Raw genomic sequence first — 14,379 nt, forward strand, 5'->3', positions numbered from 1 at the left:
CATTAAACTCCCCAGTCTTCTTCTTCAACCTCTTGCTTGTCTTCTTGTATTTCTATAATCATACCTTTTACAGCATCTACAAAATACTCTTCTATTTCACCGTCTGATAATTTTACACGTACTTCCCATGTTGGCAACAATACTTGTGTTTGCGTTAAGTAGACCAGTGTGGAATAACCAAGCTGCATATGCTCAACATGTGAATCTGGCTTTAAAAGACCTTTTGCATATAATGCTTGAATGACCTGAATGGGTGGTAACACACTTTGTTGTTGCTCCACTTCCTCGATATTGTCTAGCTTCGTTTGCTCGTACATCGTCACTTCATCATTGGCATTCCATTGTATTTTTAACAGACCACTCTTATTGTAATAAAGCATTCGATTATTTGTTTTTTGAAAGAAGATGGCGATACGTTCATCACGATTGACCTTCCACAATCCATAGGAAGCACCTTCTTTAATATTTGCTTCTACAAATTCTGTGAAGCTTGCATCATCATTGACATTGCGCAATTTTACGGGATTTACTAAATCTACGCGCGCCTCTTTTCCTTCAAACTTCCCATCTACAAAACTTACTTGATGATTAGAGTCGGTAAAATCAGTAGCCGTAAAAGTATGAACTTTGCCTTTAATATACGTAGCAGAATCCACACTATGCGGCAGAACACCATACGTAATATTATCCTCTTTTAAACGGGCATCAATCGTTTTCTCCCCTGTGATCTCGACGCTTTGCGCCTCATTGTATCGATTCACATACAATGAGTATAAGAAAATATTTAATATTAAAAAGACGACAATAAAAATGGATTTTGTTCTATTCCAATCCATTTTTTACACCCCCAAGCATTTCAGGTGTTAGTAAAATCCATGAACCATTACGAATAATAAACCAGCTCGGTTCTAACGTAAATAATTTTAGATTTTCATCTTGCGTTAAATAATAGCCAATAGAGATTTCATCTATATCTGATAAAACAATATTATTGAGCTTTTGAATTTTTTCAACGATCTCTGTTCCAGAAGGAAGCTCTTTAATCTCTTTTTCCGATATGTCTAAAGAGAAGTATGGTCGTCGATAGCGGAAAATGCGATTATCTCCCCATTGCGTTGTAATACGTGTCGTTGTTTGATCACTATAGACCGGGAACCCTTGTAAATAAAGCTGATAATCAATTTGATTTTTACTTGGGTTGCTTGATACATAGCGGTAATCACCTGTAAAGCCCCCATGCTCATTAATAAAATCAAAACTATCCTGGAAGAGCTTCGATGGCTCAACGCGTTCGCTACTTTCGGCAGTTGGATAGACATACGTTAATGATTTAGCCCTTGTATCGAGCGTCATAAGAGACAAGCCATCTGTATATTTTTCAAATGCCGCACTTTCAACATTACGTTGGACGACATTAGGATCTGAGAATAATACATTTTTAAATAGTCCTGGTGATAGTTCATTCATATAATACGTATATTTTACAGATTCAATTTTGTCACTCGCAACGTAAAGTGACGTATAGCCTTCACGTTCTATTTCTTTATACGGACTTTGCTGCTCTACTGGTTCAATAATATCTTTGGCAAATCGATTGGTATTTGTAATACTTACATGTGAGCGTAATAGCGATTTATTAGAACTACTAACGAAATACAACTGTACTTCTTTATTTGTGTAATTCGTCCAATCTACAATAATACGATTGAACGTTGTCTCTGGTAGCTCTTTTTCATCAAATTTAAAAATTGTACCAAGCTCTGAAAATGGAATCTCTCCGGCAAAAAATACAGTCATCCGATTATTCGCACGTATCATTTCATTAATATAGGATGGTGAAATATTATTATTTACCCGAACTAAATCGAGAATGTTCCAACCTTCGAAAACATTCATAATGTCTTTCATTGCGCCATTGGATACAGTGCCAGTAAATTTATCGTCAATGCTATATAGCGCTTTATACGGCTTAATAACATCTTCCACATTCTTTTGTGAGCCAATTAAAATTTCCTTACCCTCTGTTTGCTCAATTACATTATAATCAGGCGAATATGTCCAAATACTAAAAGTTAGCACAATACTTAGCACGACGAGTAGAAATAAAACAATGGATTTTACCGGTTCTATATATTTCATTCCCACTCACCTGCCTCATCAAAATCGTCTAATTCATATGGTAATGTGAAGAACACTGTTGTCCCGTATCCTTCTTCACTTTCAGCCCAAATCTTGCCACCATGAGCCTCAATCATTTCCCGTGCAATGGCTAATCCAAGACCTGTACCACCCATTGAACGTGCACGCGCACGATCGACACGGTAAAAACGATCAAAGATGCGTCCTACATTTTCCTTTGGAATACCCATACCATCATCTGATATCATGACCTTCAGGATATTACCTTGGACGGTAAAACCAAAGCGCACATTGCCGCCGTCTGGTGAATATTTTATAGCATTTGAAATAATATTATCAATTACTTGTGTAATCTTATCCGTATCAATTTCAACATAATACGATGTCTCTGGCAGTAATCGCTCAAAAGCAACATTTTCTGATTTAGACATTTCAAAGCGATCGATAATCCGATTAAAGAATGAGTTAAATAACACGACATCTTTATTCAATTTATAATTACTACTATCCATTCGTGATAGTTGCAATAAGTCATTCACTAAACGAATCATCCGCTCAGTCTCCGTTTGTGTAACATTTAAAAATGTTGGCGCTATATTGTCATCTTTCCATGCACCGTCAATTAAAGCCTCCAGATAACTACGCATCGTTGTTAACGGTGTACGCAGCTCATGAGATACATTCGAGACAAATTCTCTTCGCTCCATTTCAATCTTTTCCTGCTCCGTAATATCATGAAGCACTGTAATTAACCCATTAATAAACCCTGTTTCCTTTTGAATAACAGAAAAATTGGCACGTAAAATATACGGAGCATCTGCTGTACTAAAGTCCAAATTAATCGCATCATTCATATGAATTAAATCTTCAAAACTATATTCCTGATCGATTCCTAAAACGGAGGCAATTGGACGACCTAGTGTAATATCTCTTGAAATATGCAGTAACTCTAATGCTGGATCATTAATTAGTATAATGCGTCCTTTGCGGTCTGTTGCAATAACGCCATCTGTCATATTACTAAGAACGGAATCGAGTTTACGCCGTTCCGCCTCTGTCGTCGACTGCGATTCTTGCAATCGATTGGTCAAATGATTAAAGGTAATGGCAAGCTGTCCAATTTCATCGGTTCCATAGACTCGTACTTTGCGAGAAAAGTTACCCTTGGCCATTGCCTGTGCTTGTTTACGCATATCCGCAATAGGCTGGGTAATGGTACGCGCTACTAAAATACCTAAGAAAATCGTAACGACTAATGAAACGGCAGTACCACCCAAGAAAATACGGTTAATATCACTCATCTGCTCAAAAACAGATTCGATATTTGCCTCAATATAAAGCACACCAATTATTTCATCATCAGGGCCAGCACCTTCACGGATTGGCGTTGCCAACACCCAGACACGATTTCTTGTTTTATTATCGAGTTTTATAAGATCGAATAATGTTTCTGCGGATATCGCCCGACGGACAAGATCTGTATTCGAACGCTGTCCAATTAAACTTTGATTATCTACTTCTGAAGTTGCAAGTATACGCTGTCTACTATCAATTACGCGAATTTCTAAAATATCGCCCGTTGAAACATCCTTCAACCCTGTGGAAAATTCCTTTACAATCGATTTTAGACTTTCCTCAAGTGAAGGCATGCTTTCATCGCGCTCTTTCAAAATTTCTTCACGAATGCTATATTGCATCAAATCTACACGCTGAAAAATAGAGTCTTGGAAATTACTTTTTAAATTTTCCTCTAATTGTTTCGCGAAATAAATCCCTATAATTTGTAATGCTAACATGATTAACAAAATATAAATAAGTACAAGCTTGACATGAATTGATTTAAAGAAGCTTACTTTTTGCATTTCTTTTACTCCTGTTCAGGATTTCGTAAATAATACCCTACGCCACGTCGAGTGACAATCCATGCTGGATGACTTGGATTATCCTCTATTTTTTCACGAAGTCGACGAATCGTAACATCGACTGTACGTACGTCACCGAAGTAATCGTAGCCCCATACAGTTTGTAAAAGATGCTCACGCGTCATCACTTGTCCAATATGTTTTCCTAAATAATGTAGTAATTCAAACTCCCGATGTGTCAGTTCAATTGCTTCATCACGCTTCATTACCTGATAGGCGTCCGGCTGAATGACAAGAGATCCTACTACTATTTCATTTGATGCTTCTGCTTCTTCCTCAGCTGCTGGTGCAACAACTTGCAGGCGGCGCATATTTGCTTTCACACGCGCGATAAGCTCTCGTGTACTAAATGGCTTTGTTACATAATCATCGGCGCCCATTTCTAACCCTAATACCTTATCAATCTCGGATCCTTTAGCGGTTAACATAATAATAGGGAAATCGTATTTTTTTCGAATTTCTCGACAAACTTCCATACCATCTCGTTTTGGTAACATTATATCTAATAGCATTAAATCCGGTTGCTCTTCTTCAACCTTCTCTAACGCTTCATCTCCATCGTAAGCACAAATTACTTTGTAGCCTTCCTTAATTAAATTAAACTGTAAAATATCTGCGATTGGTTTTTCATCGTCAACAACTAATATTGTTTTGCTCATATATTCTCTCCCTTTCGCTATTCATCTATTCTAAACATTGTGTATTTGTAAAGTTACTACTCTTAACTCTAACATGCTTTTAGCTTCCATGCATTATTCACGAACAGTTTCCCTATTTCGACAATTATTTCTCGGGAAATATCTTTGTTCTGAAGCACACTATACAAAAAGGCAGCCCACTATTGGACTGCCTTTTACAAAAGATCCATTTCGCCCCAGCGTTATGGCGTCCAGATTTTTCAAGCTTGCTCGAACAGCTCCTCTTAAAATCTAATGACATCCGCAAAGGCTTCATTTGATTCAGTATGGGGAACCCCCTCTGAATTTATTACATTACTGACCTACATAAGATAATGGATTGACAAGCTCACCATTTTTCTCAACTTCAAAGTGTAAATGCGTACCTGTTGAATTCCCTGTAGAGCCCATAATCCCAATAACAGAACCTTTTTCAACTACTTGTCCAACGCTAACTTTAATGGAAGATAAATGTCCATATAGCGTCGTATAGCTATTATTATGATTAATAACAATGCGGTTACCATAGCTTCCAGAAATACCGGCCGCTACTACAACACCATTATCTGAAGCTAGTATATTGTAGTTACTAGGACGAGCAATATCAATTCCCCGATGGTTGGCACCCCAACGTTGCCCCATTCCACTTGAAATATAGCCCCCCACTGTTGGCCAAGCGAAGTCACCCGTGCCACGAGAAGAAATAACTTTTGTCCCTACAACTTCAATTTGATCTACTGGTTGTTGTAAGACTTTTTCTTCTAAAGCTACTTTTGACGTTCGCGTGCCATTTTCAGCAGTAATTAAGTACGAAGTTTCTTTTTTTCCGTTAAGGCCTTGCTGTTTAATCAAAGTTTCACCTTTGTACATTGTAGGGTCTTCTTCAATTATTTTTTTAAATGCAATAGTATCTGTAATTTTCTTTTCTTGTTTTACTTCAATTGTTACAAATGGTTTTGCCACTGTTACATTGAGTGCTTGTCCTATTTGTAACACTGTATCAACTGTCAGACCAGGGTTTAATGCAATTAATTCAGCAGTCGTTAAGTTATGCTTTTTAGCAACTGCTCCTAAAACATCACCTGATTGAATTTTATATAACTCTTGCTCTAGAGAACCTGTCATTAAATATTTTACTGCTTCCTCAGGCGAAACAATATTTTTTGGTGCTACCTTTTCACTGACACCTGAAATCCCTTGTTTAAACGTAATATTTAATAGGCGCGATTCACCGGATTGCAAAGCTGGTAATTCATTTAAAGATTGTTGATTTGCCAGTAAATTATCTAACTCCTGTGGTGAAACATATTGTAGCTTTAGCATGCGAATTGTTTCTTCGTAAGCAGCGGCATCTTTTAAGTAAGCGATTGGCTTATTATCTACTAATAAAGCAAAAGCAGGTGATTGTGCTACTAATGTTTGCTCTAAGTTTGCTAATGTTTCTGCATCCTTCGTTTCATTGCTAAACACTTGCTCTGGTATGATTTTCACTGCAGAATTCGCATCAATTAATATGTCTTTATATTGATTGCTTGCTTGTTGTTCTTTAGATGCAATGATTTCACGAACTGCTTTATCATCAGATACAGCGCCCATATATTCATTATCAACATAGACATGATAAATTTTATTTAATGCTTCTTTATGATTATTTTCTTTTGTAAAGCCCACATTCATTGCAAAACTTGCCATTAATACTGCAATAATTGATACTTTTTTAAAAGAAGAAAAATTGTAGGTGGATCGATAGTTTTCTTCTTTTTTATTCCAAGACGAACTCATCAATAAAGCCCCTTCCAACTTTAACCTAACATAGGATTAATTACCCACAAAGAATTTTGCACCATTATAATGTATCATAAAGAAAATGTTGTTTGAATATTTTATCCTTTTTGTAATGAAAATGTATTATTTATCTACTAATTGTTACATAATCCCTTTAATTTACAGAATCGATTCAACTCTCTGTATATTACAAATTATAAAACTTTATTCTTTTTATTTTATTTTATAAACGTTTCAAACTTATTACTTTTTACTTTTTAAATATTTCGATAAAATAAAGTAAGAGACTATTGATTGGAGCGATTGATTTGATTGATTCACAAACCTCATCGAAGGTATTAAAAGCAAAGCAACAAAAAAAGAATACAGTTCGGAAAATTACCACCAGAACAATTATGGTTGCCATCGGTGCGATTATTATGGCATTAGGACTAGAGCTATTTTTAGTACCTAACCACATTATGGATGGTGGAATCGTTGGTGTATCCATTATCGCCTCACATTTATTAAGCTTACCCCTAGGCATATTCATCTTCGTCTTGAACTTACCTTTTATCTTTTTAGGTTATAAACAAATTGGTAAAACTTTTGCACTTTCTACTGGGCTTGGCATCACCGTGCTCTCCGTTACAACAATCTTCTTACATAATCTTGAACCATTTACAACCGACACATTACTCGCCACAGTTTTCGGTGGTATGATTTTAGGCATTGGCGTTGGTATCGTTATCCGCTATGGCGGTTCTTTAGATGGAACTGAAATTTTAGCCATTTTATTTAATCGAAAGTCCCCGTTCTCGGTAGGGGAAATTATTATGTTCTTTAATCTTCTTATCTTTACCGTTGCAGGTTTCGTGTTTACGTGGGAACAAGCAATGTATTCGATTATGGCTTACTATATCGCCTATAAAATGATTGATATTGTGATACAAGGGATGGAAGAATCTAAATCTGTATATATTATTAGTGATGAGATTGATGAGATCGGTCAAACAATTATGGACCGACTTGGTCGTGGGGTTACTTTTCTTCACGGTGAGGGTGCCTATACTGGCAATGACAAAAAGGTCATTTTTACAGTTATTACGCGCTTAGAAGAATCCAAATTGAAAACAATTGTCGCTGAGATAGATAGTCATGCATTCCTCGCAATAGGAAATATTGCAGAAGTAAAAGGTGGCCGCTTCAAGAAGAAGGATATTCACTAAAATAGTACACGAAAGAGCGCGTACCCATTTTGGCACGCGCTTTATTAATTATTACGTTTAGGAAACAATAAATAAGAAACAACACTTGTTGATTGGAGTGGAGAGCGGCGACTCCTGCGGGAACGCACAGAACGTAAGACGCAACAAACCGCGCGCTAGCGAGGGTTGCGGCTTACGTTGTGCCCGCGGAAAGCGCCGCACGCAACGGAAATCAACGGCAGTAGCTTTTACTATTATTTATGCTTCCCAAATGTCTACTAACACATTTGTTTGTTCGCGACCAGGGCCTACAGAGAAGGTAGCAATTTGGATGCCCGTTAATTCACTTACGCGTTCAACGTAACGGCGTGCATTCTCTGGTAACTCTTCTAATGTACGGCAGCCTGTAATATCTTCTGACCAGCCTGGAAGCTCTTCATAAATAGGTTCACATTGTTCGATAATATGAAGATTTGCTGGATACTCTGTAATTGTTTCGTCTTTATATTTATAAGCCGTACAGATTTTCACTGTCTCTAAGCCCGATAACACATCAATAGAGTTTAGTGAAAGATGTGTAATACCACTTACACGGCGTGAGTGGCGAACGACAACTGTATCAAACCAGCCTACACGGCGTGGGCGTCCAGTTGTTGTACCGTATTCACGACCTACCTCACGAATTTGTTGACCAACTTCATCAAATAGTTCTGTTGGGAACGGGCCATCTCCTACACGTGACGTATAGGCTTTACATACGCCAATTACACTTGTAACTTTCGATGGGCCAACACCTGAACCAATAGCAACGCCACCTGCAACAGGGTTTGAAGATGTAACAAATGGATATGTTCCTTGATCGACATCCAGTAAAATACCTTGTGCGCCTTCAAATAATACTTTGCCGCCCTCGTCTATCACATCATTTAAAATTTTTGAAGTATCCGTTACATATTTTGCGATTTCTTGTCCATAACCGTAATATTCCTCGAAAATTTCTTCGAATGTAATTCCTTCAACTTCGTAAAATTTCTCAAACAATTTATTTTTAATTGCTAAATTATGACGTAGTTTTTCTTCGAATACTTCTTTATCTAATAAATCAGCCATACGAATACCGATACGTGCTACTTTATCTTGATAACATGGACCGATTCCTTTGCAAGTTGTACCGATTTTATTATCGCCACGGCTTTCTTCATCTGCAATATCTTGTTTAATGTGATATGGCAAAATGACATGAGCACGATTTGAAATGCGAAGATTATCTGTATTAATGCCTCGCTCTTGAAGTCCTTTTAACTCTGTTACAAGCGACTTTGGATTAACTACCATCCCATTCCCCATTACAGAAGTTTTTTCTTTGTAGAAAATACCTGATGGAATTAAATGAAGTTTATATGTTTCACCATCGATTTTAATGGTATGGCCTGCATTATCGCCACCTGCAAAACGCGCGATTGCATCTGCCTTTTGTGAAAGGAAATCGGTAATTTTACCTTTCCCTTCGTCTCCCCACTGTGTTCCTACAACTACAACTGATGTCATAATCAGCACCTCCGTTAGATACAAATTGTATCTCATTAATCAAGCCGTAAATTATTGTAACAATGATAGAAACGACTCGTCAACAAAAAATAGTTAAAAACACGAACATAAAATCAATTACTATGATTTAACGTTCGTGTTTAATGACGGAATGGTATGAATATTATCTCTTTTTTAGATAAATATTACTAATCACGTGGAGGTGGTGGTGGCATTTGTGACCAATCCACGTTAATAAATTTATTGAATTCCTTTTTAAAAGCAAGTGTAACTGTTCCTGTTGGACCGTTACGCTGTTTAGCGATTATAATTTCAATCATATTTTTACTCTCGGACTCTTTATCGTAATAATCATCACGATATAAGAAGGCAACAATATCGGCATCCTGCTCAATACTTCCTGATTCACGCAAGTCACTCATCATTGGTCGCTTATCTTGACGTTGTTCTACACCACGTGATAACTGAGATAATGCAATAACAGGTACTTTTAATTCACGCGCTAATCCTTTTAACGAACGTGAAATCTCAGATACTTCCTGTTGACGGTTTTCACCTGGCTTACCACTACCTTGAATAAGCTGTAAGTAATCGATTAGAATCATTCCAAGTCCATGCTCCTGTGCTAAACGTCTACACTTTGCTCGAATTTCATTGATACGTACACCTGGTGTATCATCAATAAAAATACCCGAATTCGATAAACTTCCCATTGCCATCGTTAGTTTACCCCAATCTTCGGTTGTTAAAGCACCAGTACGTAAAACTTGTGCATCAATATTTCCTTCCGCACAAAGCATACGCATGATTAATTGCTCCGCACCCATCTCTAATGAGAAGATGGCAACATTTTCACGTGCTTGTACAGCAACACTTTGTGCAACATTTAGCGCAAAAGCCGTTTTCCCTACAGAAGGTCGTGCCGCAACAATAATTAAGTCATTACGTTGGAAGCCCGCTGTAATATTGTCTAAATCACGGAATCCTGTTGGTATACCCGTAACATCGCCTTTTCGTGATTGTAGCTGCTCGATATTATCGAACGTTTCTACTAAAACGTCTTTTACATGTTTAAAGTCGCCAGCATTTTTGCGGTTGGCGACCTCCATCATTTTCTTTTCTGCTTCGCCAAGTAGTGCTTCTACTTCGTCTTCACGTGTGTAGCCATCTTCAACTATTTTGGTAGCTACACGGATTAAACGGCGTAAGAGCGCTTTTTCCTCAACAATTTTAGCATAGTGAGCAATGTTTGCCGCCGTAGGGACAGCATTGGCGAGCTCTAGTAAATACGATAGCCCGCCAACATCCTCAATCTCTTTTTTTGCTGATAATTCCTCAGTAACTGTTACAACATCTATCGCTTTTCCTTGATCACTTAAACGCAGCATTGTTTCAAAAATCTTTTTATGTGCGTTTTGGTAAAAATCATCAGCAAGCAGTATTTCTGATGCCGTGATTAGTGCCTGTGGTTCTAGAAAAATGGCACCGATAACCGATTGCTCCGCTTCCCGGTTATGCGGTGGAACGCGGTCTATCATCGGTTCATTCATGGATAGTCGCCCCTTATTCTTCCGTTACTTGCACTTTTAATGTTGCTGATACTTCGTGGTGTAGTTTTACAGGTACATTTGTAAAGCCTAGTGCACGGATTCCTTCAGGTAAAGTCATTTTACGCTTATCTATTTTAATGCCATGTACTTTTTGAAGTGCTTCAGCAATCTGCTTTGTAGAAACTGAACCAAATAGGCGACCGCCATCACCTGATTTTGCTTTTAATTCTACAGTTAAAGCTTCTAGCTTTTCTTTTAAAGCTTGTGCTTCAGCTAATTCTGCTGCCGCATTTTTTTGTTCTAATTTTTTTTGACCCTCTAATTGGCTCATTGCTTGGGCATTTGCTTCAGCCGCGTAACCATTTTTAATTAAGAAGTTTTGTGCGTAGCCATCTGCAACATTTTTAACTTCACCTTTTTTTCCTTTACCTTTTACATCTTTTAAAAATACTACTTTCATAATTCAGAACTCCCTTCGAGTACCTCATATATGGCCTCTTCTAAATATTTTTTAACCTCATCTATGGAAAGTGCGTCTAATTGGCAAGCTGCATTTGTTAAATGTCCGCCACCGCCAAGCCTTTCCATGATAAGCTGTACATTTATTTCACCTAGCGATCTTGCACTAATCCCTATTTTACCATCAGAGCGATGGGCAATGACGAAAGATGCGTTTACGTCTTTCATCGTTAATAAAATATCAGCTGTTTGTGCGATTAATACAGAATCATAAATTTTACCATCTTCACCGACTGCTACTGCAATACCTGGCTTGACGAATTTGACCGTTTGTACAATTTTTGATCGTTCGATGTACGTAATAATATCTTCTTTTAAGAGCCTCTGTACTAAAACGGTATCGGCTCCATTTGTTCGTAAATAAGAAGCTGCCTCAAACGTACGTGCACCAGTGCGCAGTGTGAAACTCTTTGTATCAACAATAATGCCAGCTAACAACGCTGTCGCCTCTAACATATTAATTTTTGCTCGCTTTGGCTGATACTCTAGCAATTCTGTTACAAGCTCAGCGGTAGATGAAGCATAAGGCTCCATATAGACAAGTGTTGGATTTTCAATAAAGTCTTCACTACGACGGTGATGGTCAATCACGACTACTTTTTCCGCCAGCTTTAATAAGTGTGGGTCGATGACTAAATTAGGCTTATGCGTATCCACTATAATAAGTAAAGATTTCTCAGTCATTTTGCCTGCAACTTCTTCTGGTGTTAAGAAATGTTCATAGAAGTCGGATTTCGTTTCAATTTCATTCATTAAACGGGTTACACTACCGTTTAATTCATCAAAATTAATGACAACATAACCTTTTACATCATTCATTTGTGCCATTTTGCGAACCCCGACAGATGCACCGATTGAGTCCATATCAGGGTTTTTATGCCCCATAACAAACACTTGGTCACTGTCTTGGATTAAATCGCGTAATGCATGTGAAATAACGCGCGCTCTTACACGGGTACGTTTTTCTACAGGGTTGGTTTTGCCACCGTAAAATTTCAGCTTTCCAGTAGGTTGCTTGATAGCTACCTGATCCCCGCCACGACCTAATACTAGGTCAAGGCTTGATTGAGCTAGCTCACCAAGCTCCACTAATGAAGAAGAGCCTGCACCGACGCCAATACTAAGCGTTAGCGACAGATTTTTTTGCGCTGTCTTTTCTCGGATTGTATCTAAAATAGTAAATTTCTTCTTTTCTAGCTCCGTTAAAATCGACTCATTTAACACTGCTAAAAAACGATCCGATGAAATTCGTTTTACAAAAATGCCATGCTCCGCTGCCCAGTCGTTAACAATGGATGTAACCATCGTGTTAGTTAAGCTACGCGGTTGATCGTCCATTGCTTGTGTAATTTCATCATAGTTATCAACAAATAATATGGCAATGACTGTGCGGTCTGCAAAGTATTGTTTTTCAATAGCGATTTGTTCCGTAATATCGAAGAAGTATAATAAGCGCTCCTCTTCTTTATAAAAGACACGGTATTTGCGATCACGAAGCGTTATCGTTGCTTCTTTAGTTTCCTCGGTCTTCATTAGTACATAGATGTCATCGGATATATTGACGATGCCCTCACCAACTAATGACTCATTATCTAACACATTTTGCATATATGGGTTTGACCACTCGATTTCATACTCTTCATTCACTAGTAAGATTCCGATTGGCATTTCAAGCAAAGCCTCTTCTCCAACCTTTTTCATGCGGAAGGAAATAGACTCTATATGCTTTTCTGTCTCTTCAAAAGTACTTTGTTCAATTTTCCATGTATAGACCATTAACACTGCAAAGCCTATGCCATAGCCCAAACCTATTCCGATATTCCAAATACAAAGAAGCGCGAACGTCACGATACCAAAAATGGAAAGAACAAAAAGCGGATAGCGGATTGGTCGTTTTCTAAAAGTTCCCATTACATCAGCCCCTTATTCCTTAGTCTTCCCTTTCACAAGTGAACGCACGTCGAAACCTAAATCGATAATACCGAGTAAAATAATAAATGATGACAGTGGAATGGCTAATATAGTAGCAATCCATTTGACAACACTCGGCATGCCTTTGGTCGCAATGAAGTAATGGATAAACGCTATCCCTTGAAGGATAAATAACATCCATAAAATATATGACACATTTAATACAATAACATCTAGCATAGAGCCTGCTTCTGGACGTATAAATAGGTTAATACACAAAATAATCATGTAATACCATAAAATCGAGCGTGGTAGTCGCAAATGTTGAAACGCTGGAAATTTCGGGACTGCTAAACCTAGCCGTTTTAAAATCGGTAAATTTAATGTAATCACAATAAACGCGATTAAAAATGCGGAAATTGTTACTGTCGATGGTACCGTTAGCTCCATTGCTCTAAGCGTAGCCTCCAATTTTTCAGGTTGGAAGGCGTATTGACCCGTCATACTTTTAGCAAGCTCATTGGATTGCTCGTAACTATCACGCGCAACTTTCAAACTTATTTCAACGACGTTAATTTTCGCTATTTGCACAAATGCTAAATAGACAAGCGCTGACGATAAAAGTACCGCGACACCTGTTGACATGAATAAATAAAGTTTACTCTTCTTTAATTGAATTCCATTACCTATAACTACCCCAAGTAACGCCGTAATAAAGGCGAATGGTAGCATGAACAGTCCACTCGTTAGCATTGTTAAAATACAGCCAACAATTGCTACGAATATCGATGCGGAACGCTTGTAATGTGCACTATACCAAGCAATCGGTAATGGAGAAAAAATTAAGGCAATGATAAAAATAATTGGTATATACGTTGCAATCATCATTAAGATTGTAAACATTGCAACCATCATTGAGCCTTGTACAAGCGCCTTTGTTTGATTATTCGGCATTGAAAACCTTCCTTTTTGTCTGTCAAACTTACTAAACTTTATTGTACCATTTTTTCACCCTATTGAACAAAAATCGCTAAGACTGTCTAGATGCTTTTTGATGAATTCATGACAAAAGTAAAGTTTTTTAGTCCAAACAAGGGTATTGCCATTGAATTTTACTGCTTTTAGGGGATGAAAGATAAAG

Annotated in this window: 11 protein-coding genes; 1 reads left to right on the forward strand and 10 read right to left on the reverse strand. The window is 37.7% G+C overall.

Features of this window, described 5'->3' with window-relative positions:
- Positions 1–2 precede the first annotated feature (2 nt).
- From ACIQXI_RS17995 to ACIQXI_RS18015, 5 genes are all read right to left on the reverse strand, one after another.
- Entirely contained in the window at positions 3–836 is an 834-nt protein-coding gene (locus ACIQXI_RS17995; RefSeq protein WP_402927494.1) for a two-component system regulatory protein YycI, read from the reverse strand.
- Entirely contained in the window at positions 823–2,139 is a 1,317-nt protein-coding gene (locus tag ACIQXI_RS18000) for a YycH family regulatory protein (protein ID WP_402927496.1), read from the reverse strand. Before ACIQXI_RS18000 ends, ACIQXI_RS17995 begins: the two co-directional genes overlap by 14 nt.
- On the reverse strand, positions 2,136–4,001 hold the full coding sequence (walK, locus tag ACIQXI_RS18005) for a cell wall metabolism sensor histidine kinase WalK (RefSeq protein WP_402927497.1): 1,866 nt from the start codon (positions 3,999–4,001) through the stop codon (positions 2,136–2,138). Before walK ends, ACIQXI_RS18000 begins: the two co-directional genes overlap by 4 nt.
- Before the next feature lie 5 nt (positions 4,002–4,006).
- The gene (gene yycF, locus ACIQXI_RS18010; protein ID WP_402927499.1) at positions 4,007–4,720 is read right to left on the reverse strand and encodes a response regulator YycF; all 714 of its coding nucleotides are present in this window, start codon (positions 4,718–4,720) and stop codon (positions 4,007–4,009) included.
- A gap of 333 nt (positions 4,721–5,053) precedes the next feature.
- Positions 5,054–6,520: a peptidoglycan DD-metalloendopeptidase family protein gene (locus ACIQXI_RS18015; RefSeq protein WP_402927500.1), complete on the reverse strand. Its 1,467-nt coding sequence runs from the start codon at positions 6,518–6,520 to the stop codon at positions 5,054–5,056.
- A gap of 398 nt (positions 6,521–6,918) precedes the next feature.
- Between ACIQXI_RS18015 and ACIQXI_RS18020 the strand changes: the two genes are divergently transcribed.
- Positions 6,919–7,731, forward strand: a complete 813-nt coding sequence (locus ACIQXI_RS18020; protein ID WP_402927561.1) for a YitT family protein — start codon at positions 6,919–6,921, stop codon at positions 7,729–7,731.
- 237 nt (positions 7,732–7,968) lie between these two features.
- On the opposite strand, the gene ACIQXI_RS18025 is transcribed toward ACIQXI_RS18020, so the two are convergent.
- The 5 genes from ACIQXI_RS18025 to ACIQXI_RS18045 form a co-directional block, all read right to left on the reverse strand.
- Complete coding sequence (locus ACIQXI_RS18025; protein ID WP_402927502.1) at positions 7,969–9,258, reverse strand: adenylosuccinate synthase; 1,290 nt, start codon at positions 9,256–9,258, stop codon at positions 7,969–7,971.
- 188 nt (positions 9,259–9,446) lie between these two features.
- Positions 9,447–10,808 (reverse strand): replicative DNA helicase, encoded by a 1,362-nt coding sequence (gene dnaB / locus ACIQXI_RS18030; RefSeq protein ID WP_402927503.1) that lies wholly within the window; start codon positions 10,806–10,808, stop codon positions 9,447–9,449.
- Positions 10,809–10,821: 13 nt separating this feature from the next.
- Positions 10,822–11,268 carry a 50S ribosomal protein L9 gene (gene rplI, locus ACIQXI_RS18035; protein WP_402927505.1) on the reverse strand — a complete coding sequence of 149 codons (447 nt, stop codon included), beginning with the start codon at positions 11,266–11,268 and terminating at the stop codon, positions 10,822–10,824.
- Positions 11,265–13,238 carry a DHH family phosphoesterase gene (locus tag ACIQXI_RS18040; protein WP_402927507.1) on the reverse strand — a complete coding sequence of 658 codons (1,974 nt, stop codon included), beginning with the start codon at positions 13,236–13,238 and terminating at the stop codon, positions 11,265–11,267. The genes rplI and ACIQXI_RS18040 overlap by 4 nt, the downstream gene beginning before the upstream one ends.
- Before the next feature lie 12 nt (positions 13,239–13,250).
- Entirely contained in the window at positions 13,251–14,192 is a 942-nt protein-coding gene (locus ACIQXI_RS18045; RefSeq protein WP_402927509.1) for a YybS family protein, read from the reverse strand.
- Between the last annotated feature and the right edge of the window lie 187 nt (positions 14,193–14,379).

This window comes from Lysinibacillus sp. NPDC097195 (assembly GCF_044762075.1).
Classification (GTDB): Bacteria; Bacillota; Bacilli; order Bacillales_A; family Planococcaceae; genus Lysinibacillus.

Bases quoted from the DNA above. Each gene is read 5' to 3' on its own strand.
- ACIQXI_RS17995 (WP_402927494.1), bottom strand. From the start codon at position 836: ATGGATTGGAATAGAACAAAATCCATTTTTATTGTCGTCTTTTTAATA.
- ACIQXI_RS18000 (WP_402927496.1), bottom strand. From the start codon at position 2,139: ATGAAATATATAGAACCGGTAAAATCCATTGTTTTATTTCTACTCGTC.
- walK (WP_402927497.1), bottom strand. From the start codon at position 4,001: ATGCAAAAAGTAAGCTTCTTTAAATCAATTCATGTCAAGCTTGTACTT.
- yycF (WP_402927499.1), bottom strand. From the start codon at position 4,720: ATGAGCAAAACAATATTAGTTGTTGACGATGAAAAACCAATCGCAGAT.
- ACIQXI_RS18015 (WP_402927500.1), bottom strand. From the start codon at position 6,520: ATGAGTTCGTCTTGGAATAAAAAAGAAGAAAACTATCGATCCACCTAC.
- ACIQXI_RS18020 (WP_402927561.1), top strand. From the start codon at position 6,919: ATGGTTGCCATCGGTGCGATTATTATGGCATTAGGACTAGAGCTATTT.
- ACIQXI_RS18025 (WP_402927502.1), bottom strand. From the start codon at position 9,258: ATGACATCAGTTGTAGTTGTAGGAACACAGTGGGGAGACGAAGGGAAA.
- dnaB (WP_402927503.1), bottom strand. From the start codon at position 10,808: ATGAATGAACCGATGATAGACCGCGTTCCACCGCATAACCGGGAAGCG.
- rplI (WP_402927505.1), bottom strand. From the start codon at position 11,268: ATGAAAGTAGTATTTTTAAAAGATGTAAAAGGTAAAGGAAAAAAAGGT.
- ACIQXI_RS18040 (WP_402927507.1), bottom strand. From the start codon at position 13,238: ATGGGAACTTTTAGAAAACGACCAATCCGCTATCCGCTTTTTGTTCTT.
- ACIQXI_RS18045 (WP_402927509.1), bottom strand. From the start codon at position 14,192: ATGCCGAATAATCAAACAAAGGCGCTTGTACAAGGCTCAATGATGGTT.